The sequence below is a fragment of the Rhodococcus sp. NPDC056516 genome, assembly GCF_042794655.1.
Lineage (GTDB): Bacteria > Actinomycetota > Actinomycetes > Mycobacteriales > Mycobacteriaceae > Rhodococcus_F.
In genome coordinates, this window is sequence record NZ_JBHTTG010000003.1 from 374,117 (window position 1) to 395,461 (window position 21,345).

Below are 21,345 nucleotides of genomic sequence, written 5' to 3' on the forward strand. Positions count from 1 at the left end.
GGGCTTCAGCGCCTGTGCTCGTAGCCGATCCAAGCCCGTCGACGCTCACCCATCGGGTCGTTCTCCACTCGGGACGTCTCGTCGAAAACCATTGTTTGCCGCTCCGGTACGGAGTAGGCGGGCCATTCCCGGTCCGGCACTCCGTGGTGGGCGAAATGGATCCAGTGGCGCTGCATGGTGGAGGTCACCGCAGTCAGTCCGTGGCGCCCTCCGACTGCGGTCAAGGCCGCGGTGAGTGCATCCGAACGCCCGAAGACCGCAAGCAATTCGGTGGCGTGGGTAGCGCCCATGCCGATGAGTCTGAGCAGGCGAGGCGCAAAGTCGTAGCGGTAACTGTAGGTGGGAGCTACCTGGCAATGACCCTGTGCACAGAGTATCGCCGGTTCCCAGAACGTGATGTCGCCGCCGAGATCTGCGGCAGCAAACCGGTGCGGATATGTGGGATACGCCGCGAGCGCACGTGCTTTCACTTCAGGGGTGGTGTGGGAGAACATCTTCTCGATCCGAACCGGGTTGGTAGGCAAGATGTCGAGAACGCGCGGAAAGATCCGCCCCTCATGGAGATTCGAACCGACCAGCAACGGGACGGGGTGGGCTTTTCCCGCTGCGAACACGTCGAGCGGGTGTTCGGGAAGGACGTCGTCATCCACTACGGGAGCAAATGCCCGCGTTCCGGGTTCTTCGTCCGCGCCGCGGCGCGCAAGTTCTTCGCCGGCATCGACCAGTTCCTTCACCGAAGCGGAGCGCAGCCACGATGCCGGCTCGGTTTCCGGAGCATGTGCGATCTCGAGGAACTCGCGTGCCCAGCGGTGCGCTCGCTCTTTTCCGTATGCGGAAGCGGCCGGCGGACTTTGCGCGATGGCCCGGGCGAACAGCCCTCGTGCCGCCGGCGTTGCCATCAATGTGGTGACCGCGTTGGCGCCGGACGATTCACCGAAGACGGTGACGGCGTTCGGGTCGCCACCGAAAGCGGCGATGTTGCGTTGGACCCACGCCAGTGCCGCGATCTGATCACGCAATCCGAGGTTCGTCTCGAATGATTGTTCGGCAGTGGAATATTCACTGAAATCGAGATAGCCCAACGCGCCGAGACGATATTGGATCGAGACGTAGACGATGTCGCCTCGCTCGACCAGGCTCGTTCCGCGGTACATGGGCGTCGACGGATTCCCGCCGTTGTACGCGCCGCCGTGAATGAAGACCATGACCGGTCGCAGCGAATCGGAAGGTAGCCGAGGGGCCACGACGTTCACGAACAGAGAGTTCTCGTCGAAGTTGCTCTTGCGCTGCGGAGACGGAGAACCGAATGCTTCCGCGGGGCGGACGCCATTCCAGGCCTCGACCGCCTGCGGTGCGCGAAATCTCCAGGGACCGATCGGGGGCGCTGCGTAGGGGATTGCCCGCCAGGTGCGCAGTCCTCGATCGAGGCGGCCGCGCACGACGCCGGAATCGAGCTCGACCTCGAGAGCGTGTGTCACGGTAGAGGGATGTCGGTGCCGTGGCTGCGGTAACCGCTGTATCCCGCCCAAGCCAAGCGTTGTTCACGTCTGGGATCGTTCTCGACGCGCACGATCTGGTCGAAGATCATGGTCCGACGCTCCTGTGCGTCGTAACGAGGCCACGATCCGCGCGGAGAGCCGTGCGTGGCGAAGTGAAGCCAGTGTCCCTGAACGGATTCGGTGACTGCGCGCAGTCCGCGCCGACCACCGGGAAGAGTGAGGCCACGCCCGATCATGGTGTCGCCGATACCGAAGACCGCGAACATCTCGAATCCGTGGGTGGCGTCGAGGCCGAGCCAACGCATCATCGTCGGCGCGAAGTCGAATCGGTAGGCGTACGTGGGCGCCGATTGTGCGTGCGCCTGCATCAACTCCACGGACGGGTGCCAGAACGTGACGTCGCCGCCGACGTCGATCGCGGACTGCTCGTCGGGATACCCGGGATAGGTTGCGAGGATGCGCTTCCCGGCTTCGGGATCGGTGAGGGCGAACATGGTGTCGATGCGCGACGGGTTGGTCGGGAGTGCGTCGAGCACTTTCGGGAACAGCGTTCCCTCTCGTCTGTTGGTTCCGATGATCATCGGAACCTGGTGTGCCGAACCTTCTTTGAATGCGTCCAAGGGTGAACGCGGAAGGAAGTCGCCGTCGACGACCGGTCCGAAGGGATGTAGTCCAGGTGTGTTCGCGAGTACCTCGGCGCCCAGTCTGCTTCCGGCTCGGCCCAATTCGACGGCTGTCGCCGAGGTCAGGGCCTTCGCGGGCGGTAGAACGGAATTGAGGATCTCGACGAAACGCGCACCCCAGGCGTGCGATCGCTGAGTGCTCGAGACCAGATCCGGAGCCGAACTTTCGGCGATAGCCCCGGCGAAGAGTCCCTTGGCGGCCGGAGTAGCCATCAGGGTGGTGACGGCAGTGGCTCCGGCGGATTCACCGAAAATCGTGACTTTGTCGGGATCCCCACCGAAGTCGGCGATGTTGCGTTGCACCCACTGCAGCGCCGCTACCTGATCGCGCAGTCCGAGGTTGGAGTCGAATACGCGCTCGGATGTGGAGAACGGGGTGAAATCGAGGTAGCCCAGAGCGCCGAGCCGGTAGTTGATCGAGACGTAGACGACGTCGCCGCGTTCGACGAGGGATACTCCGGAGTACAGGCCGGTGGCGGAGGTTCCGATGGTGTTGGCCCCGCCGTGGATGAAAACCATGACGGGACGCGGAGTATTTCCGGTGTTCGCGGGAGCGAGCACGTTAAGCGTCAGGCAGTCTTCGCTGCTGGGCTGGTACTTCCCGGGCGCGAGCAGCAGCCCCTTCTTGTGCTGGACAGACGCGTCGCCGAATCTGGTCGCGTCGCGTTCTCCGGACCACGGCGTGACCGGCTGCGGCCGCGTCAGACGCAGTGTTCCGACCGGCGGCCGGGCGTAGGGAATTCCGCGCCAGGCACGAAGTTTTCCCACCCGGCGGCCGCGCAGAATGCCGTCGGCCGTGGTCACAAGTATGTCGGACGCCATGTCGCGACTATACGTACTTCGGGATCGCGTCAGCGGCGAGCCTCCAGCAAACGAAGCCAGACCTCACTGACCGTCGGATAGGAGGGCACCGCATGCCACAGAGTTTCCAGTGGTACGGCGCCGACCACCGCGATTGTCGCCGCATGCACCAGTTCGGATACCTCGGGCCCGGCGAAGGTAGCGCCGAGGATCACGTCCGTGGCCTTGTCGATCACCAACTTCGCGCGTCCCGAGTAGTCGTCACGCAGCAGTGAAGATCCCGCGACGGCGAGTTCGATCTCGACGACTTCGACGTCGTAGCCGTCGTCGCGAGCTTTCTTCTCGGTGCGTCCCACCCAGGCGATCTCGGGTGAGGTGAATACCACCTGGGGAACCTGCCCGTTGTCTGCCGACGCCGTGTATCGAGGTCCGCGCAGTCCCCGACTCTCGGCTCGCGCTGCGATGACGTCTCCGCACACTCTCGCTTGATACTTGCCCATGTGGGTCAGGGGTGAACGGCCGTTGATGTCGCCGACTGCGTAGAGCCACTCACCTTGGGCACAGAGGTGGTCGTCGGTGGTGACGTACTTGGCGTCCTCGAGGCCGATGGCGGACAAGCCGAGATCGGCAGAGGTCGGACCGCGGCCCGCCGCGACGATGACCTCGTCGACCTCGATCACGCCGGACGAGGTCTCGATGCTGACGGGTCCTCCGTGGATGTGGCCTTCGCCGGTGTCCTTGGCATCGGGGCGTGAGACCGAGTTGACGTCAGTGCTCAGTCGAACATCCACACCGCGGGCGCCGAGTGCTTCGGCAACCATCGTTCCGGCAAACGGTTCTGCTGATTTCAAGAGAGCATCGCCCCTCACGAGCAGCGTCACGTGAGCGCCGAACGACGACAACCACGTTGCGCACTCCGTTGCGACCACTCCGCCGCCGATGACCGCCACTCGCGACGGAACCTCGTGCAGGTTGGTCGCATCGCGCGAGGTCCACGGGAGCGCCTCGCGCAATCCCGGTGTCTTCGGGACGGTGGCAGTTGTGCCCGTGGCGAGTACTACTGCCTGGCGGGCGCGGAGCTTACGGGTCCCGTCGACGGTCACTGCTCGCTCGCCGTCGATCACTCCGTGGCCTTTGATCACGGTGATACCCGCGGAGGTTGCCCAGTCGACCTGGGACGAATCGTCGTGGTTGTGGGTGAACGAGTCGCGCCGTTTCAGGACGGCCTCGACGTCCAGCGGTCCGGCCGGGATCCCGGGCAAGGCGTCGGCCGCTTCGAGGACCTGCCCTGGACGCAGTAGCGCCTTGCTGGGCATACAGGCCCAATACGAGCATTCACCGCCGACCAGTTCGTGTTCCACGATTGCGGCGGTGCGATTACTCCCGGCGATGGCGTATGCGGCGGCGTTCTCACCGGCGGGCCCACCGCCGATCACGATGACATCGAATTCGTCGGTCATTGCTCCACGGTATGCCGGATCGGTCCGAGTTCGCTCGGTTACTGCCGGGTACGAGAGCTCGATGGTGGCTACAGTTGCACCCATGACGCGGCAGAAGATTTTGATCACGGGTGCCAGTTCGGGTCTCGGGGAGGAGATGGCCAGGAGATTTGCCGCAGCCGGTCGCGATCTCGCGCTGTGTGCCCGGCGGACGGATCGCCTCGACGCACTTCGCGAGGAGTTGGTGGCCCAGTACCCGTTGATCAGCGTTGCAGTGCGCGAACTCGATGTGACCGAACACGATTCCGTCGTCCGAGTTTTCGGCGAGCTTCGCGACGAGCTGGGCGGTCTGGACCGAGTGATCGTCAATGCCGGGCTCGGCAAGGGCGCGAAGATCGGTACCGGCAAAGCGCACGCGAATCTCGCAACAGCGCAGACGAATTTTGTCGGTGCGCTTTCGCAGTGTGAAGCTGCGCTCGAGATCTTCCGCGCACAGGACGCCGGACACCTGGTTCTCGTGTCCTCGATCAGCGCGGATCGGGGACTACCCGGGCCGAAGGCGGCCTACTCGGCGAGCAAGGCCGGCGTAGCGGCTCTGGGGGAGGCGCTCAGTATCGAGTTGTCGCGCACACCTATTCGGGTCACCACGCTGCTGCCCGGCTTCATCAAGACCGACATGTCTGCCGGCGCCGGCGACGATGCTGCGCTCATGGCCAGTTTGGACGAAGGCGTCAGCGCGATGGTCGACGCCATCGAGAAGGAAACCACACGGGCGGCGCTGCCCGGCCTCAAGTGGCAGGGGATAGATGCAGCCTTACGATTCCTGCCCAACTCCGTGACAGCGAGGTTTGTCTGATGAGCATCCACATCTCGAACGGCAAGCCCCGGGTAGTGATCGTCGGTGGCGGCTTCGGTGGGCTGTACGCGGCGAGACGACTCAAGAAGGCCGACGTCGAGGTCGTTCTGATCGACCGGGGAACCAGCCATGTCTTCCAGCCGCTGCTCTACCAGTGCGCCACCGGCCTGCTCTCCGAAGGGCAGATCGCAAGTCCGCTGCGTCATCTACTCGAAGACAACAAGAACACGAACGTCGTTCTGGGCGAGGCAAAGTCGGTGGACGCGGACGCCGGGATACTGACCGCCAGCCGCTTCGACGGATCGACCTTCGAATTGCCGTACGACTACCTGATCGTGGCGGCCGGAATGCGGCAGTCGTACCACGGTCAGGACGAGTTCATCAAATGGGCGCCGGGGATGAAAACCCTCGACGACGCTCTGGCGATCAGACGCAGTCTCATTGCCGCGTTCGAGATGGCCGAATCGCTCCCGACGGCGGAGGAGCGTCGACCGTGGCTGACCTTCGCCGTGGCGGGCGGCGGACCGACCGGTGTCGAATTGGCCGGGCAGATCCGTGAATTGGCGATGCACGCGCTGACCAACGAGTTCCGGTCCATCGACCCGGACGAGGCGAGGGTGCTGCTTTTCCACGGGGACGATCGTGTGTTGCCCTCGTTCAGTCGCAAGCTCTCGGCTGCAGCCAAACGCACTCTCGATGGGATAGGCGTCGAGACTCACCTCGGTGTGCACGTCACCGACGTGTGCGAGACCAGCATCGAGACGACGGACAAGAAGACTAAAGAGAAGCGGCAGTACGAGACTCGGACGATTCTGTGGACTGCGGGCGTCGAAGCAGTGCCATTCGCCGAGGCCTTGGCCACAGCGCTGGGTGTGAAGCAGGTCGGCGGTGGCCGCATCGAAGTGGAAGCCGATCTGACCGTCCCCGGTCACCCGAACGTCTACGTGGTCGGCGACCTCATGTCTCGTGACAAGCTTGCCGGGGTGGCCGAGGTTGCGATGCAGGGCGGGCGGCACGCCGGGGCCAGGATCGCGGCCACAGTCGAAAACGGCGCACCCAACCGAAAGCCTTTCAAGTACCGCGATCTTGGAACTGCGGCGTACATTTCGCGTCGCCACGCGTTGCTTCAGGCAGGGCCGGTTCAGTTGTCCGGGTTCATCGGATGGGTGTCCTGGGGAATCATCCACATCGCGTTTCTCGCCGGGTTCCGCAACCGCGCCAGCACGGTGCTGAACTGGGGTGCAACCTTGGCGTCGAAAACTCGTCGGGAACGGGCAATCACGTACGGTGATCCGGAAACCGCTCGGCAGCCGTACAACTGAGGGCTACTCCGTTGTGAACACGGGGTTTCCGGTGGCGTCGATCATCCACCACAGGCTGCCGATGCTCTGTCCGAGCATGTCGCCGGGAACCTTGTCGTCGAGGTACCGATAGACGGGCTTGCCGTTGACGGTGATCTGGAACGATCCTTCCGGCCCGTCGACGGTGCCGATTGCGGCGTCAATGCCCTCGACGATCGGTGAATCGGAAACCGAGGTGACCGCCGGCCAGTAGCGCAGGCACGCTTCGTCACACGCGCCGGCTTGGGAGTTCTCCTCGTCCGGGTTGTAGACGTAGACCGTCATGCCCTCGCCGTCGACGGCGATCCTCCCGAGCGGGGAGTCGGCGGTCTTCAGCAAGGGAGCATCGGCAGCGGCAGGTGGAGACAGCGACGTCGAGATGGCGGTGACGTTGTCCGCGCTGTCCCCGGAGTCGAGGGCATCGGGCGAGCACCCGGTGAGGACGAGGGCGGTACTCGCTACCGTCGCGAACAACCACTGTCTGCGCATGACGTCTCCGTTCTGGGCGGGAGTGCTCGGGACAAGCAATCGGGGATACCCGTTGCGGACGAGCTGAAAACGCGATGCGGGTGCGGACAGTCCTGACTGGAAGTCGGGGTTCTGACAGGAAGTCGAGTGTCTGACAGGAAACTGCCAGGACCGTGCCAGCCGACGGCCAGGTTGTGGTCGGACAGTGTGGTGTGACCCAGACCAGCGATCAATTGCTCTCCGCACCTCAGACAGCAGGAGGACCGCGCTCCCACGTCGAGAATTTGTGGCAACGTATCGCTCTGGCTGTACTTCTCGTCGGCACGGCGATCGTCTATATCTGGAACATCTCGATCAATGGCAACGCCAACGCGTTCTACGCGGCTGCGGCGCAAGCCGGCTCCCAGAATTGGAAGGCCTTGCTGTTCGGCTCGCTGGACACGTCCAACTTCATCACTGTCGACAAGCCTCCGGTCTCACAGTGGGTAATGGGACTGTCCGGGCAGCTCTTCGGTTTCAGCAGCGCGAGCATGTTGATTCCCGAGGCCCTGATGGCTGTGGGCGCCGTGGCGCTGATCTACGGCGCCGTCACGCGATTGTCGGGCGCGCGGGCAGGGTTCCTGGCGGGAGTGGTCTTGGCGTTGACTCCGGTTGCCGCGCTGATGTTCAGGTTCGACAATCCCGATGCGGTGATGGTTCTGCTGATGACTGTGGCCGCCTACTGCACTGTCCGTGCGTTGGAGAAAGCGAGTCCACGTTGGCTGGCGTTGGCTGGGGTCGCACTGGGCTTTGCGTTCCTGGCGAAAATGCTCGAAGGACTGATGGTGATGCCGGCGTTGGCGATTGCATATCTCGTCGTAGCACCTACCTCGTTGCCGAAAAGGTTACTCCACCTTGTCGGCGCGCTGGTGTCGATGATGATCGCTTCCGGATGGTTCGTCATCTTGACTCTGCTGTGGCCCGCCGACGCGCGTCCCTATCTTGCAGGCTCGACGGACAACAATTTCATGAATTTGGTACTGGGGTACAACGGATTTGCGCGAATACTCGGCCGGAGCGGCGGAGGGGCCCGAGGTGGGGCGTCCGGTCCGTCGCCGGAAGCGCTCGATGCTGTATCCGGTGGCCGTGGTGGGGGAATGGGCAACGCCGCCCCGGGTATCGGCCGTCTCTTCACCGGTGAGTTCGGATACGAGATTTCGTGGTTGCTGCCTTCTGCGCTGATGGCATTCTTCGTGATTCTCGTAAGTCGGGGGCGACGGCCACGAACAGATGTGATCCGTGGTGGCGCGTTGATTTTCGGTGTGTGGTTGGTTGTCGATGCATTGGTGTTCAGCTTCATGAGTGGCACTATCCATGCGTATTACACTTTGGCGATCGCACCCGCCATCGCTGCTCTGGTCGGCATCGGTGTTGCCGAGATGTGGTCGATCCGCGAGCGTCTGTTCGGACGAATCGGCTTGGCAGCGATCGCCCTGACGGCCGGAGTCTGGGGATGTGTTCTTCTTCAACGCAATTCGAACTGGCTGCCCGAGCTTCGGTGGGTGCTGCTGGCTGCTGTCCTCATCGGCTCGGTGGGGCTCGTCGTCACTTCTGGTTCGCAGCGGCGGATTCTCACGCCGTTGTTGATCGCCTGCGCACTGATCGGCGGTCTCGGTGGTGGCACGGCATACGCGGTGGCGACGTTCGAACAGCCACACACCGGTGGGAGCCCTGCGGTAGGGCCGAAGGCGCAGAACAGTTCTCGGGACGGTCAGTCCGTCGGTGCTAGTGGAATCGGCGGCAGCGGATTCGGTGGTAGTGGATTCGGGGGTGGCGCTGACAGTTCCGCACTGGATTCGATGCTTCGGACGACAACCACGAGATGGTCAGCGGCAATTGACAGGTCCTCGGCAGCAGCAACTTTGGAACTGGGAAGCAACACTGCGGTGATGGCGATCGGTGGTTTCAGTAACGACCCAGCGCCCACCCTGGCCGAGTTCGTCTCGGATGTGACGAACCACCGTGTCACGTACTTTGTCGAGCCCACGCAGACACAGTCTCAGTCTCAGGCTCCGGAAGAGGGTGGTGATCGAGGCGGCGGAAAGGTCGGCGGAAATGCGCGAGCGGGAGGTGGTCACTCCGACATCACCACGTGGGTGCACGCCCACTTCACCCCGACTTCCGTGGACGATTACACGGTCTACGACATGAGTTCTTACACCGCGTAAGCCGACCTCTCGACAATAGCTCTGTTACAGAGCTATTGTGAGGTTGTGGATGAAAGCGGAGCAGATCTTACCGATAACGTCCTCGAGACGCTCGGGCAATTGCGTCGGGGAACCAGGAAGGCGTCGGGGCGTCCGTTTGCGGAACGACCGCTCGCCGGCGCCCAGATCGAACTCGTCAGGTTGCTGCGACGCAACCCGGGCCTGTCCGTGGCCGAGGCTGCCGGGCGGTTGGGTGTCGCGGCAAATACGGTGTCCACCTTGGTTCGTCAGCTGGTCGACGAGGGAGTGATCGAACGCGTCGCCGACGAGGCCGATCGACGCGTCGCGCGTTTGGTGCTCTCGGACGAGGCGCGCGCCCGCGTCGAAGTGTGGCGTGATCGACGGAGTGTGATTGTCGGTCAGGCATTGTCGAGTCTGACCGCAGCAGACAGGACGAGTATCGAGGCTGCGCTACCGGCCCTGTCTCGATTGGCGAGCGCTCTGGCAGCAGCCGGATCAGAAGGCGAGGGGCAGTGAGATGCTGACACAGTGGCGGAAGAGCCGAGCGGCGCACGTGCCTGACCCAGGCGCGCCCGCGGTCGAGATCGACTCGGTAACATACAATTTCGGCGATCATCGCGCGGTGGACAACTTGAGTCTGGTCATCAACGCGGGGGAATGCTTCGGCCTGTTGGGTCCCAACGGTGCAGGAAAGACGACGACGATCAGGATGCTCAACACCCTGCTTCCACTGCAGGATGGTGACATTCGAATTCTCGGTCGATCCGTTCGCAGCGAAGCGATGACCATTCGGCGTTATCTCGGGTACGTGCCACAACAGCTCTCGATCGAAAGCGCATTGACCGCACGCGAGAACGTGACCTGGTTCGCGCGACTGTACGACGTTCCGCGGTCCGAACGACGCGAGCGCGTCGACCAGGCGCTCGAGATGGTGGATCTACTCGATTCGGCGGATCGTCTCGCGTCGAGTTTCTCCGGCGGTATGGTGCGACGGCTCGAACTTGCGCAGGCTCTGGTGAACCGACCGTCGCTGCTGGTGCTCGACGAACCGACGGTGGGGTTGGATCCCATTGCCCGCGAATCCGTCTGGCAGCGAGTGGCAGAGATGCAGAAGCTGTACGGCATGACCGTGCTGCTCACTACGCATTACATGGAAGAAGCCGACGAGTTGTGTGATCGTGTTGCGTTGATGCATCACGGTGAACTTCGCGCAGTGGGCGAGCCGAGCGCGTTGGCCTCCGAACTGGGACCGGATTTCACTCTCGAAGACGTGTTCCGCCATTACACCGGCGACGATCTCACCGGCGACAAGTCAGGAGGTCTCCGCGATGTCCGCACTGCCCGTCGCACAGCGCGCCGCTTGGGCTGATCCCACAACCAACGGTCCTGCACGATTGCTGTCGAGAATTTACACATTTTGCCTCGTGGAAGTGCAGAAGTTGCGGCACGACCGATCTGAATTGGTTACGCGCGCAATCCAGCCGATCCTCTGGTTGGTGATCTTCGGTCAGACGTTCAGTCATATCCGAGCGATTCCGACCGGCGACGTTCCCTATCTCGACTTTCTCGCACCGGGCATCATTGCTCAGTCCGCTCTTTTTGTTGCAATCTTCTACGGAATCCAGATCATCTGGGAGCGTGACGCGGGAGTACTCACCAAATTGATGGTCACGCCGACGCCGCGCGCCGCACTGGTGACGGGTAAGGCATTCGCCGCCGGTATCCGCGCTGTCGCCCAAGCAGTGGTGGTCGTCATCGTGGCGGCACTGCTGGGTGTGAGTATGACGTGGAACCCGCTCAAACTGCTCGGGGTCGTGGTCGTCGTTGTGCTGGGCTCCGCGTTTTTTGCCTGCCTGTCGGTCGCGATCGCGGGAATCGTGCTGAAACGAGATCGATTGATGGGCATCGGGCAGGCAATCACGATGCCACTGTTCTTTGCCTCCAACGCGCTGTACCCGGTCGAACTCATGCCGACGTGGGTTCAGTGGCTCAGCCGCATCAACCCGCTCAGCTACGAGGTGTCAGCGCTGCGGGGTCTGCTCATCGGAATGCCGACCGATTACGCCGTCGACTTCGGGGTGCTGATCGGGGCAGCGCTGCTCGGAATCGTCACCGCCTCGGCACTATTGGGCCGGTTGACTCGCTGACCTTCACCACGACTAGTCGCGCGTGAACGGTGGGGTGTACGTGCTGCAATCCGGGGGGACGGCCGGGAGTCCTTCGGACGAGCGAAGTTTCTCCGCAATGGACGAGAGTAAATCTTGCGATTCGGGGGAGAGATCAACCGCTTTTATGGCCAGAGAACGTAATTCGCTGTCGTGGAACTCTTCGACAACCGAACGGTCTTCTTCCGGAATCAGTTCGGGATCGTGACGAGGCGTCGGACCGAAGAAGTACTCGGCGGCAACGCCGAAGTAATCGGCCAATGCCAAAACGACTTGCTCGGACGGATTTGTGCGCACACCACTGCGGAGTTGCGAGAGGTACGGTGTCGAAATCTTGCATCCTCGTTGTGAAAGGGCTTCCACAACTTGCGCGTTGGTGAGTCTAGGGGCTGTGGCCGGGTACAAGGCGTTCAATCGGTCCTTGAATGAATCGGTCACAATTCCTCCCTCGAGCGTGACCCAGCGTCACAGCTACTTCGCAGTTTTCACATAGTAGACGACACGGTTATTCTGGACTCCGGTCGAAAGTCCTTTCACCTGCGGATATTTGGTGCGGCGACATTCCAAAGACTTTGCAAAGTATGTGATTTACACCGCGTACTGACCGTTCGTTTTGCCAAGCGGTGTCGGGGTGGCGTATAAGCAAAATGGCGGTGGTTACGCGGTTGCGCTGCAGGTTCTTTCGGCCGGTCCTATCCATGAGGGTCGATGCATGTCGGCCCTGCCTGTAACGTGCGCGAACCGCCGGTAGGTGACGGTCGCTGCATTTCGCGGAAGTTGGCGCGCCGTCCTCACTTGGTGGTCGAGTCGACGCCCGCGAGCAAGAACGGGCGCGCACTTTTTGTCATTCGCGAGTGGGCGGTCGGCCGAGTCGACCTGTCGGTCAGGTGTTCCCAGTGGCTCCGATCGAAGTCGTTGCTTTCCGAAAAGCGGCCGATCGGTATGTCACCGATGTTGGAGCGCAATACATCTCGCCGCTCGCCACTATTTCATACGGTGCTGTCGGCGCCGTCGGCATGTGCCCGGACAGTTTTCGGCAGCCTTCGGCGACGAGGCACGGGTCTTGTGACGCAGCACCCCGTAAGGACACGTCGAGGATCGCCTCTGCATCTTTCGAGTCGGAATTGCCTGTTGCGTCTGTAGTAGTCGGCGTGCGTTGCAGCGAGACGCCAGTCAGGGCGGAACAGCGGGTGAGAGTGACGCGCGGCAATTCTGTCGCACAGGTCTTCCGATTCGTCGCTGTCCCGTTCCTGTCTCGGCTGCCGAAGCGCTGCACACCGTGCACCACGCTTGCCTCGACTCTGATCAGCGGCTTATGGCACGGGGCTTGCTGACCGGCGCATACTGGTTACAACGCGGTGTTTGAAGGGCAGGACTGGCATGGTCAGTGTCGAGAAGTGGGCGATGTGGGATTCCGCCGTAGAGGTGGATGTCACCGAGGGCGCTGCGCTGCCCACTGCGCACGCGTTGATCGCAGCTGCCATCGACGAGACCGAGACAGTGTGCGACCTTCGCCGGGGCGACGCCGAGATCCACGCCGTCAATCTCGCTCAGGGAACTCCGGTCAAAGTGACACGACGTATGTCGGCTCTGCTGCGCTCCGCGCTGTGGGCGGCCCGCATGACCGGCGGTGCAGTCAATCCGCTTGCCGACAACTACTCCGAGGACGAATCCATCCCTCCGGTGCACCCCACCCCGACGTTCGAGGACGTCCAACTCGACGGTGACGTGGTGTACGCGCCGTGGGGTGCGTCATTCGACATCACCGGAGTTGCCAAGGCGGACACAGTCGATCGCGCCGCGCAGATCGTCGCTGCCGAATTGCAATGTGGTGTTGCCGTGCGGATCGGCGACGTGATCGCCACTGCCGGCCATGCGCCCGCCGGAGGCTGGCAGATTCCGGTGCCGGGCAGCGAAGAAGTCGAGCTGATCAACGGAACCGCGATGGCGACGGCGCGGGCGGTAGAGCTGCCCTCCTGGGAACCCAACCAGGAGCGACCCTCCACGGAGTGGGCGCAAGTCTCGGTGATCGCGGATGACGCAGTGTGGGCGTACGCCGCGAGCGAAGCAGCATTGATCCGAGGTATCAGTGCCATCAAATGGGTTGAACAGCAAGAGCTTCGCGCTCGGCTCGTCGACCGATCCGGGCGCGTGTACACAACGGAGAGTTGGTTCGGCCCAGCCGCCGCGTGAAGTCAGGCCCGTCCGCGCTCCTTGCGGTACCACTGCACCAGAGCATCGGTAGATGTGTCGCCGAGGTCGCCGGGTGCCTTTTCGGAGGACAGTGCAGGCCCAAGTTCCAGTGCCTGCGTCTTGCCGAGTTCGACGCCCCACTGATCGAACGGATTGACCCCCCATACGGCACCTTCGACAAATACCTGGTGCTCGTAGAGGGCGATCAACTGACCGACCACCGAGGGTGTCAATTCCTTCGCCAAGATGGTGCTCGAAGGCCGGTTGCCTGGCATTACCTTGTGCGGCACCAACTCTGGTGCCGTGCCCTCCGACGCGATCTCTTCGGCCATCTTGCCGAACGCGAGAACCTTGGTCTGAGCGAAGAAGTTACTCATGAGCAGATCGTGCATGGATCCCGTGCCGTCCGCCGTCGGCAGATCGTCGGTGGATTCCGCGAACCCGATGAAATCGGCAGGCACGAGCCAGGTGCCCTGATGCAGGAGCTGATAGAACGCGTGCTGCCCGTTGGTTCCAGGCTCGCCCCAGAAGATCTCACCGGTGGACGTGGTTACCGGTGAGCCGTCGGCGCGCACCGACTTGCCGTTGGATTCCATGGTCAGCTGCTGCAGGTACGCGGGAAAGCGCAACAAATCGTTGGAGTACGGCAGAACTGCGCGGGACTGAGCTCCGAAGAAGTTGGAGTACCAGAGCCCGATGAGACCGAGGAGTACCGGCGCGTTCTGCTCGAGCGGTTGGTTTCGGAAATGCGTGTCGATCTGGTGGAAACCGTCGAGGAACTCCGCAAAACGGACAGGTCCGACGGCGCACATGACCGACAAGCCGATCGCCGAGTCGACCGAGTAGCGCCCGCCGACCCAATCCCAGAAACCGAACATGTTCGCGGTGTCGATGCCGAACTCCGCCACGCGGTCACCGTGGGTGGAGACTGCGACGAAATGCTTGGCTACGGCGGAGACGTCTTCGCTGCCCAGGCCGGCGAACAGCCAACGCTTTGCCGCAGTCGCGTTGGTGAGCGTCTCGAGGGTGGAGAAGGTCTTGGACGCGACGATGAAGAGCGTCGTCTCCGGATCGAGGTCGTCGAGCTGCCCGACCAGATCGACAGGGTCGATGTTGGAGACGAACCGGACGCTGATTCCGGCGTCGGCGTAATGCCGTAGCGCGCGATAGACCATCACGGGCCCGAGGTCGGAACCGCCGATACCGATGTTGACGATGGTGCGGATGCGCTTGCCGGTGGCGCCGGTCCACTCGCCACTGCGCACGCGATCCGCGAAAGCGCCCATCGCGTCCAGAACCTCGTGAACGTCCGCGACGACGTCCTGACCGTCGACGGTCAGAGCAGAATCCTTCGGCAGACGCAGCGCTGTGTGCAGCACGGCGCGGTCTTCCGAGGTGTTGATGTGATCACCCGCGAACATCGCGTCGCGTCGTGCTTCGACGCCGGCCTCGCGGGCAAGGTCTACGAGCAGCGTGAGAGTCTCGCGGCTGACACGATGCTTGCTGTAGTCGATGTGAAGATCACCGGCGTCGATCGTCAGCTCTCGCCCTCGGGCTGGATCGTCCTGGAAGAGTTCTCGCAGGTGAACGCCTTCGATGTCGGCGTAATGAGCGCGCAGTTTCTGCCAGGCTGAGGTTCCGGTGATATCAGTGCTCACGATCATCGACTTTAGTGGCACGGGCTGGAAACTTCCTCGCGAGTCTTACTCGCCCGCAGACGTACGCGCCTGCGGCGAGCATCATGGAACCCATGGACACATTCGAATTCATTCGATCAGTTCCCACCCAGTTGTTCGTCGGCGGCCGGTTCGTGCCCGCGGAGAACAACGCGACCTTTCCGGTGTCGGATCCGGCGACCGGGAAACCGTTGACCGATGTCGCCGATGCGAGCCCCGCGGACGCGCTACGCGCCCTCGACGAAGCAGTGGCGGTCTCGCCGAAGTGGGCGAGCACACCTGCGCGCGAGCGTGGGGAAATCCTGCGAGCCGTCTTCGAGAAGATCACCGAGCGCGCCGAGGACGTGGCGCTGCTGATGACCCTCGAAATGGGTAAGGCGCTCGCCGAAAGCCGCGCCGAGGTGAAGTACGGGGCGGAGTTCTTCCGGTGGTTCAGCGAGGAGGCCGTTCGCATCGGCGGGCGCTACACACCGGCGCCGGCGGGCAACGGACGGATCCTTGTCACGAAGGCGCCGGTGGGACCGTGTCTGGCCATCACGCCCTGGAACTTCCCGTTGGCGATGGGCACCCGGAAGATCGGACCGGCCTTGGCTGCCGGGTGCACGATCATCGTCAAGCCCGCCTCGGAGACCCCGTTGACGATGCTGCTGCTCGCCCAGCTCATGGCCGAGGCAGGGCTGCCGGACGGTGTCCTCTCGGTGTTGCCGACGTCGAAATCCGGTGAAGTGACCGGCCCGCTCATCGACGACCCGCGACTGCGCAAGCTCACCTTCACCGGGTCCACCGGCGTCGGCAAGATGCTCGTGGAGAAGTCCGCGAAGCGCTTGCTCCGCACGTCGATGGAACTGGGTGGCAACGCGCCCTTCGTCGTGTTCGACGACGCGGACGTCGACAAGGCCGTCGAAGGCGCGGTCCTGGCCAAGCTCCGCAACGGGGGCGAAGCCTGCACTGCCGCCAACCGCTTCCACGTCGCCAACGCGGTGCGTGAAGAGTTCACGACCAAACTGACCGAGAAGATGGCGGCATTCACGATGGGACCGGGGACTGACCCGGAGACCAAGCTCGGGCCGTTGATCAACCAGGATCAGCTCGACACCGTCGCAGAGCTGGTCGCAGACGCGGTGGACGCCGGGGCAAAGGTGCGACTGGGCGGCGAAGCGCCAGGTGGTGAAGGGTACTTCTATCCCGCCACGGTGCTGGCCGACGTTCCGGCGAGCGCACGGATTCTGAAGGAAGAAGTGTTCGGGCCCGTCGCCGCAATCACCGGTTTCGACACCGAAGACGAGGGAATCGCGGCCGCCAACGACACCGAATTCGGATTGGCCGCATACATCTTCACGAAGGATCTCGACCGTGCACTTCGCGTTTCCGACGCTCTGGAATCAGGAATGATCGGCGTCAACCGCGGAGTGATCTCGGACGCGGCAGCGCCGTTCGGTGGTGTGAAGGAATCCGGATTCGGCCGCGAGGGCGGGACCGAGGGGATCGAGGAGTACCTCGACACGAAGTACATCGCGCTCGAGAGCTGATACACACGCGAACGGCCACATCGGGACTGCCAGAGGCATCCGATGTGGCCGTTCGCGAATGATCGGCGTGTGCGCTAGTGGCCCAGGCGTCCTCGGCCCAGACGCAGGAGCAGCATCGCGAGGGTATGGCCTTCCTGGCCGAGCTCGTTGAACCGTTCGAGGACCTTCATCTCCCGGCTGTGCACCAGACGCGGACCACCCGATGCCATCCGGGTGCGGCCGATGATCTGGGAGACCTCGGAGCGGCGTTTGATGGCCGCGAGGATCTCGGCGTCGAGACGGTCGATTTCTTTCCGTAGTTCGTCGATCTCCGCCTCACTCTGGGGGATCTCGACGTCCGTCGGAGCAGTATTTACGGTATTTACAGTATTTACAGTATTTCCATTGGGTGCTGCAGCCTGGGTGCTCATTGCTATTCGTCTCCTCTTCCTACTGCGTGGATCGTGGTCTCGGCTCGGGTCGTTACCGATCCAGGCACACTGACGAAAATGCCCCGGATCCGATTCGGACCAGGGGCGGGTGAGCTGTTCAGATCACGTGCACCGAGGTCCGGGGCACGTAAAGTAACGCCACAGCGGACCGACGGGGTCGGCCGCGTTGTCGCGAACGGAAATGCTGAACATAGCGTCCAGTTTGCCATGTTCGACACAAGGAATCCAAGTGCCTCTACCAGCAGGTGGACGCACTGACGACCGTGTCGGTGGACGCCGGTAGCGTGGACAGGCGATGAACACGTACCCAGCACTCGGTGAGCACGACGGACATTCCCATCACGACGGGGGCGGCGCGCGGGGACACGACGCGGGTTCGGACGCCCTCCTCGAGGGACTCAACCCGCAGCAACGCGAGGCTGTGGTCCATACCGGTTCGCCGTTGCTGATCGTCGCGGGTGCCGGCTCGGGCAAGACGGCAGTGCTGACGCGTCGCATCGCCTATCTGCTGGCCGAACGGGGCGTCACTCCCGGCCAGATCCTGGCCATCACCTTCACCAACAAGGCTGCAGCCGAGATGCGTGAGCGTGTGGCCGCGCTTGTCGGACCGCGCGCAAACGCCATGTGGGTATCGACGTTCCACTCGAGTTGTGTTCGCATCCTGCGGGCACAGGCGGCGCTCCTGCCCGGTCTCAACTCGAATTTCTCGATCTACGATTCCGACGACTCGCGTCGACTGCTGACGATGATCTCGAAGGACCTCGAGCTCGACACCAAACGATTCTCCGCGCGGCTTCTCGCCACGCACATCTCCAACCTCAAGAACGAACTCGTCGGACCGGAAGAAGCGGTTGTCGCGGCCGATCAGGATCCGGCGGAACTGCCGCGACTGATCGCCAAGGTCTACGGCCACTACCAACAGCGACTGCGTGCTGCGAACGCACTCGACTTCGACGACCTCATCGGCGAGACCGTTGCGCTCTTGCAGGCGTTTCCGCAGATCGCCGAGTACTACCGTCGCCGCTTCCGTCACGTACTCGTCGACGAGTACCAGGACACCAACCACGCGCAGTACATGCTGGTGCGTGAACTGGTCGGCGGTGCCGGCGAGTCCGACCACGCGGTTGCCCCGGCCGAGTTGTGTGTCGTCGGTGACGCCGATCAGTCGATCTACGCATTCCGCGGAGCCACCATCCGCAACATCGAAGAGTTCGAACGCGACTACCCGGACGCCCGAACCATCCTGCTCGAACAGAACTACCGTTCGACGCAGAACATCCTCTCGGCGGCCAACTCCGTGATCTCCAAGAACACCGGACGACGAGAAAAGCGCCTGTGGACCGATTCCGGTGAGGGCGAACTGATCGTCGGTTACGTTGCAGACAACGAGCACGACGAAGCATCGTTCGTCGCCTCGGAGATCGATCGCCTGGTGGACCAGGGCGAGACCAAGTTCGCCGACATCGCGGTCTTCTACCGGACCAACAACTCCTCACGTGCGCTCGAGGAAATCTTCATCCGACTCGGTGTGCCGTACAAGGTGGTCGGCGGCGTTCGCTTCTACGAGCGCAAGGAAGTTCGGGACATCGTCGCGTACCTGCGCGTCCTCGCCAACGAGGACGACACCGTGAGCCTGCGACGCATTCTCAACACACCACGACGCGGTATCGGTGATCGAGCCGAAGCCTGCGTCGCCGTGCACTCCGAGCACCGCAACATCAGCTTCGCCGCTGCACTGCGCGACGGCGCGGAAGGCAAAGTGGCGCTGCTCAATACGCGTTCGCAGAAGGCCATCGCGTCGTTCCTCGAGATGATGGACGGACTGCGGGCCCTGCTGCCGACAGCAGCGGCCGACGAGGACGAACCCTTCGAACTCGGTGACATCGGTGAGGTCGCCGAGGCGGTGCTCGAGCGAACCGGCTATCGCGCCGAACTCGCTGCGAGCAGCGATCCGCAGGACGGCGCTCGGCTCGATAACTTGAACGAACTCGTCAGCGTGGCAAGAGAATTCAGTTCCGACGCACGAAACGCAGCGGGGCTGACAGATCCGGACGACGAGGAAACGGCAGCCATGCGCGAAGGTGAACCCGATCCGGGTTCGCTCGCCGCGTTCCTCGAACGCGTATCGCTTGTCGCCGACGCCGATCAACTACCGGACTCCGACGACGGCGTCGTGACCATGATGACGCTTCACACCGCCAAGGGCCTCGAGTTCCCGGTCGTCTTCGTCACCGGCTGGGAGGACGGACAGTTCCCGCACATGCGTGCCCTCGGCGATCCTGCAGAGCTGTCCGAAGAGCGTCGACTCGCCTACGTCGGCATCACCCGAGCCAGGCAGCGCCTGTACCTGACGCGCGCGATCATGCGTTCGGCATGGGGGCAACCGATCCAGAACCCGGCGTCACGGTTCATCCAGGAGATCCCGGAGGACCTGATCAACTGGCGCCGCGAGGATCCGGGTACCGGTGGTGGATTCGGAAGTGGTAGGCCAGGTTACGGCAGCGGAAGCCGGTACGGCAGCCAGGGCGGCCAGGGTTACGGCGGCGGACAGGGCTATGGGGGTGGGGCAGGCAAGGCTGCGTCGACTCCCAGTTTCGGAGCTGCGCGTGGCCGCAACAACGTTCTGGTCCTCACCACGGGTGATCGCGTCAGTCACGACAAGTACGGTCTGGGGACCGTTCTCGAAACCAAGGGCACCGGACCCACCGCGACGGTCACCATCGACTTCGGTAGCGCGGGCAAGGTGCGGTTGATGCTCATCGGTGGTGTGCCGATGGTCAAGCTGTAGAAGGCAGACAAAAACTTCCGGCCCGCACCTTTTCAGGTGCGGGCCGGAAGTTTTTTCAGAAGTGTCGGGCTTGCGATCAGTCCTGCTCGATACCGAGGCTGATGCCGCGCGAGGCGAGCCAGGGGAGGGGGTCGATCTTGTTCTCGCCGGCGAGGTGAACCTCGAAGTGAAGGTGCGGGCCGGTGGAGAAGCCGCGGTTGCCGACGGTGGCGATCTGGTCGCCGGCCATGACCTGCTGACCGACGGTGACGGTCGAGGTGTCGATGTGGCCGTAGACGGTGATCGTTCCGTCCGCATGCTGCAGGCGGACCCACATGCCGAATCCGGAAGCCGGGCCCGAATCGATGACCTTGCCGTCGGCGACGGCGACGATGGGAGTCCCGATCGGGGCAGCGATGTCGACGCCCGCGTGCAGGGTGCCCCAGCGGGTGCCGAAGTTGGACGTGAAGGTTCCGACTGCGGGCAGAACGAACAGCGGGCGACGGGCAGCGGCTTCGCGTGCGGCGCGCTCGTCACTGAAACGCTGGCCCTTGGCAAGCAGATTGCTGAACTGGGAGAGATCGGTCGGCGCTGCAACGTTGAGGACCTGGGGAGCGTCGGCCTCGGTGGTGGCTGCCGTGGAGGTGGCCGGAGCGAACTGAGCGGCCTGCGGTTCTGCGGTGGTGCCGATCGCGGAGGACTCGTTGGCGAGTGCAACTTCCGAGTGGTCGGCGGAGGAAGAGGAACCGTCGTTGATGACTGCCTGGCCCGCAGCGACAACTGCGCCGGCTGCAACGGCCAGAACGGCGGCGCGGCCCTTGAGTGCGGAAGGAGGGGTGGGGAGTCGGTGGGCACCGCTGCGGCGAACCGGAGATTCGACATCGACTGTCGGTGCGGAGGAGGAGTAAGTGGGAGCGCTGATCACGTCGGACTCGACGAACTCGTGAGAGTCGGATTCTGACGACGTGGAGGATGAATTTCGAATGAACATATCGGTAGAGATCTCAGAACTTTTAGTCTCGGTGTAACGCCTGGCCGAGTGCGTTGGATAAGTGGTCGTGACCTCGTCATGTGCTGGGTTCGAGAACCTACTGGCGGTGAACTGGCTGCGGTGATGCATATGCCGGTTCTCTCCTCGAGTTCGTGATCAGCCCGTGACTTAGACCGACTGACGGTAACGAAATGATTGCGATGGGCGCAAGCCGTAGCGGAAACCTGTCCGATTATGTGACGTGCCTCACAGGTTGACCTGGGAATATGTCGATTCGGGCAAAACGGACGAATCATCTCG

General features: G+C 63.0%; 17 protein-coding genes. 9 read left to right on the forward strand and 8 right to left on the reverse strand.

Annotation, left to right across the window (positions count from 1 at the left end):
• Window positions 1-5 precede the first annotated feature (5 nt).
• The 3 genes from ACFQ6Y_RS11055 to ACFQ6Y_RS11065 are packed head-to-tail and all read right to left on the reverse strand — an operon-like array spanning window position 6 to window position 4,443.
• On the reverse strand, window positions 6-1,478 hold the full coding sequence (locus ACFQ6Y_RS11055; protein ID WP_378632016.1) for a carboxylesterase/lipase family protein: 1,473 nt from the start codon (window positions 1,476-1,478) through the stop codon (window positions 6-8).
• Entirely contained in the window at window positions 1,475-3,004 is a 1,530-nt protein-coding gene (locus ACFQ6Y_RS11060) for a carboxylesterase/lipase family protein (RefSeq protein WP_378632019.1), read from the reverse strand. The genes ACFQ6Y_RS11055 and ACFQ6Y_RS11060 overlap by 4 nt, the downstream gene beginning before the upstream one ends.
• A 29-nt stretch (window positions 3,005-3,033) precedes the next feature.
• Window positions 3,034-4,443, reverse strand: a complete 1,410-nt coding sequence (locus ACFQ6Y_RS11065) for a dihydrolipoyl dehydrogenase family protein (protein WP_378632855.1) — start codon at window positions 4,441-4,443, stop codon at window positions 3,034-3,036.
• Between the two features lie 82 nt (window positions 4,444-4,525).
• Between ACFQ6Y_RS11065 and ACFQ6Y_RS11070 the strand changes: the two genes are divergently transcribed.
• Complete coding sequence (locus tag ACFQ6Y_RS11070) at window positions 4,526-5,278, forward strand: SDR family oxidoreductase (protein ID WP_378632023.1); 753 nt, start codon at window positions 4,526-4,528, stop codon at window positions 5,276-5,278.
• Window positions 5,278-6,600, forward strand: a complete 1,323-nt coding sequence (locus ACFQ6Y_RS11075; protein WP_283302126.1) for an NAD(P)/FAD-dependent oxidoreductase — start codon at window positions 5,278-5,280, stop codon at window positions 6,598-6,600. Before ACFQ6Y_RS11070 ends, ACFQ6Y_RS11075 begins: the two co-directional genes overlap by 1 nt.
• A 3-nt stretch (window positions 6,601-6,603) precedes the next feature.
• On the opposite strand, the gene ACFQ6Y_RS11080 is transcribed toward ACFQ6Y_RS11075, so the two are convergent.
• Entirely contained in the window at window positions 6,604-7,107 is a 504-nt protein-coding gene (locus ACFQ6Y_RS11080) for a hypothetical protein (RefSeq protein WP_378532582.1), read from the reverse strand.
• A gap of 191 nt (window positions 7,108-7,298) precedes the next feature.
• On the opposite strand from ACFQ6Y_RS11080, the gene ACFQ6Y_RS11085 reads away from it, so the two are divergent.
• From ACFQ6Y_RS11085 to ACFQ6Y_RS11100, 4 genes are read left to right on the forward strand one after another with little or no spacing between them, the layout of a single operon-like run.
• Window positions 7,299-9,293, forward strand: coding sequence for an ArnT family glycosyltransferase (locus ACFQ6Y_RS11085; protein WP_378632027.1), 1,995 nt, complete (start codon window positions 7,299-7,301; stop codon window positions 9,291-9,293).
• Between the two features lie 45 nt (window positions 9,294-9,338).
• Window positions 9,339-9,809: a MarR family winged helix-turn-helix transcriptional regulator gene (locus ACFQ6Y_RS11090; RefSeq protein WP_378632031.1), complete on the forward strand. Its 471-nt coding sequence runs from the start codon at window positions 9,339-9,341 to the stop codon at window positions 9,807-9,809.
• Between the two features lies 1 nt (window position 9,810).
• A complete protein-coding gene (locus ACFQ6Y_RS11095; RefSeq protein WP_378632034.1) occupies window positions 9,811-10,662 on the forward strand; it encodes an ABC transporter ATP-binding protein in 852 nt (283 codons plus the stop codon).
• Entirely contained in the window at window positions 10,622-11,440 is an 819-nt protein-coding gene (locus ACFQ6Y_RS11100) for an ABC transporter permease (protein WP_378632039.1), read from the forward strand. The genes ACFQ6Y_RS11095 and ACFQ6Y_RS11100 overlap by 41 nt, the downstream gene beginning before the upstream one ends.
• 12 nt (window positions 11,441-11,452) lie before the next feature.
• Here ACFQ6Y_RS11100 and ACFQ6Y_RS11105 read toward each other — a convergent pair whose 3' ends face one another.
• A complete protein-coding gene (locus ACFQ6Y_RS11105) occupies window positions 11,453-11,896 on the reverse strand; it encodes a helix-turn-helix domain-containing protein (RefSeq protein WP_378446399.1) in 444 nt (147 codons plus the stop codon).
• A gap of 942 nt (window positions 11,897-12,838) precedes the next feature.
• On the opposite strand from ACFQ6Y_RS11105, the gene ACFQ6Y_RS11110 reads away from it, so the two are divergent.
• A complete protein-coding gene (locus tag ACFQ6Y_RS11110; protein WP_378446401.1) occupies window positions 12,839-13,651 on the forward strand; it encodes an FAD:protein FMN transferase in 813 nt (270 codons plus the stop codon).
• Window positions 13,652-13,653: 2 nt separating this feature from the next.
• Here the strand turns inward: ACFQ6Y_RS11110 and pgi are convergent, their stop codons facing one another.
• Window positions 13,654-15,309 (reverse strand): glucose-6-phosphate isomerase, encoded by a 1,656-nt coding sequence (gene pgi / locus ACFQ6Y_RS11115; protein ID WP_378632045.1) that lies wholly within the window; start codon window positions 15,307-15,309, stop codon window positions 13,654-13,656.
• 92 nt (window positions 15,310-15,401) lie between these two features.
• On the opposite strand from pgi, the gene ACFQ6Y_RS11120 reads away from it, so the two are divergent.
• Window positions 15,402-16,856: an NAD-dependent succinate-semialdehyde dehydrogenase gene (locus ACFQ6Y_RS11120; RefSeq protein ID WP_378532597.1), complete on the forward strand. Its 1,455-nt coding sequence runs from the start codon at window positions 15,402-15,404 to the stop codon at window positions 16,854-16,856.
• A gap of 74 nt (window positions 16,857-16,930) precedes the next feature.
• Here ACFQ6Y_RS11120 and ACFQ6Y_RS11125 read toward each other — a convergent pair whose 3' ends face one another.
• Window positions 16,931-17,266 (reverse strand): chorismate mutase, encoded by a 336-nt coding sequence (locus ACFQ6Y_RS11125; RefSeq protein WP_153211831.1) that lies wholly within the window; start codon window positions 17,264-17,266, stop codon window positions 16,931-16,933.
• 316 nt (window positions 17,267-17,582) lie between these two features.
• Between ACFQ6Y_RS11125 and pcrA the strand changes: the two genes are divergently transcribed.
• Complete coding sequence (gene pcrA / locus ACFQ6Y_RS11130) at window positions 17,583-20,075, forward strand: DNA helicase PcrA (protein WP_378632051.1); 2,493 nt, start codon at window positions 17,583-17,585, stop codon at window positions 20,073-20,075.
• A 76-nt stretch (window positions 20,076-20,151) separates the two neighbouring features.
• Here the strand turns inward: pcrA and ACFQ6Y_RS11135 are convergent, their stop codons facing one another.
• Window positions 20,152-21,174, reverse strand: coding sequence for a M23 family metallopeptidase (locus tag ACFQ6Y_RS11135; protein ID WP_378632056.1), 1,023 nt, complete (start codon window positions 21,172-21,174; stop codon window positions 20,152-20,154).
• Window positions 21,175-21,345: the final 171 nt, after the last annotated feature.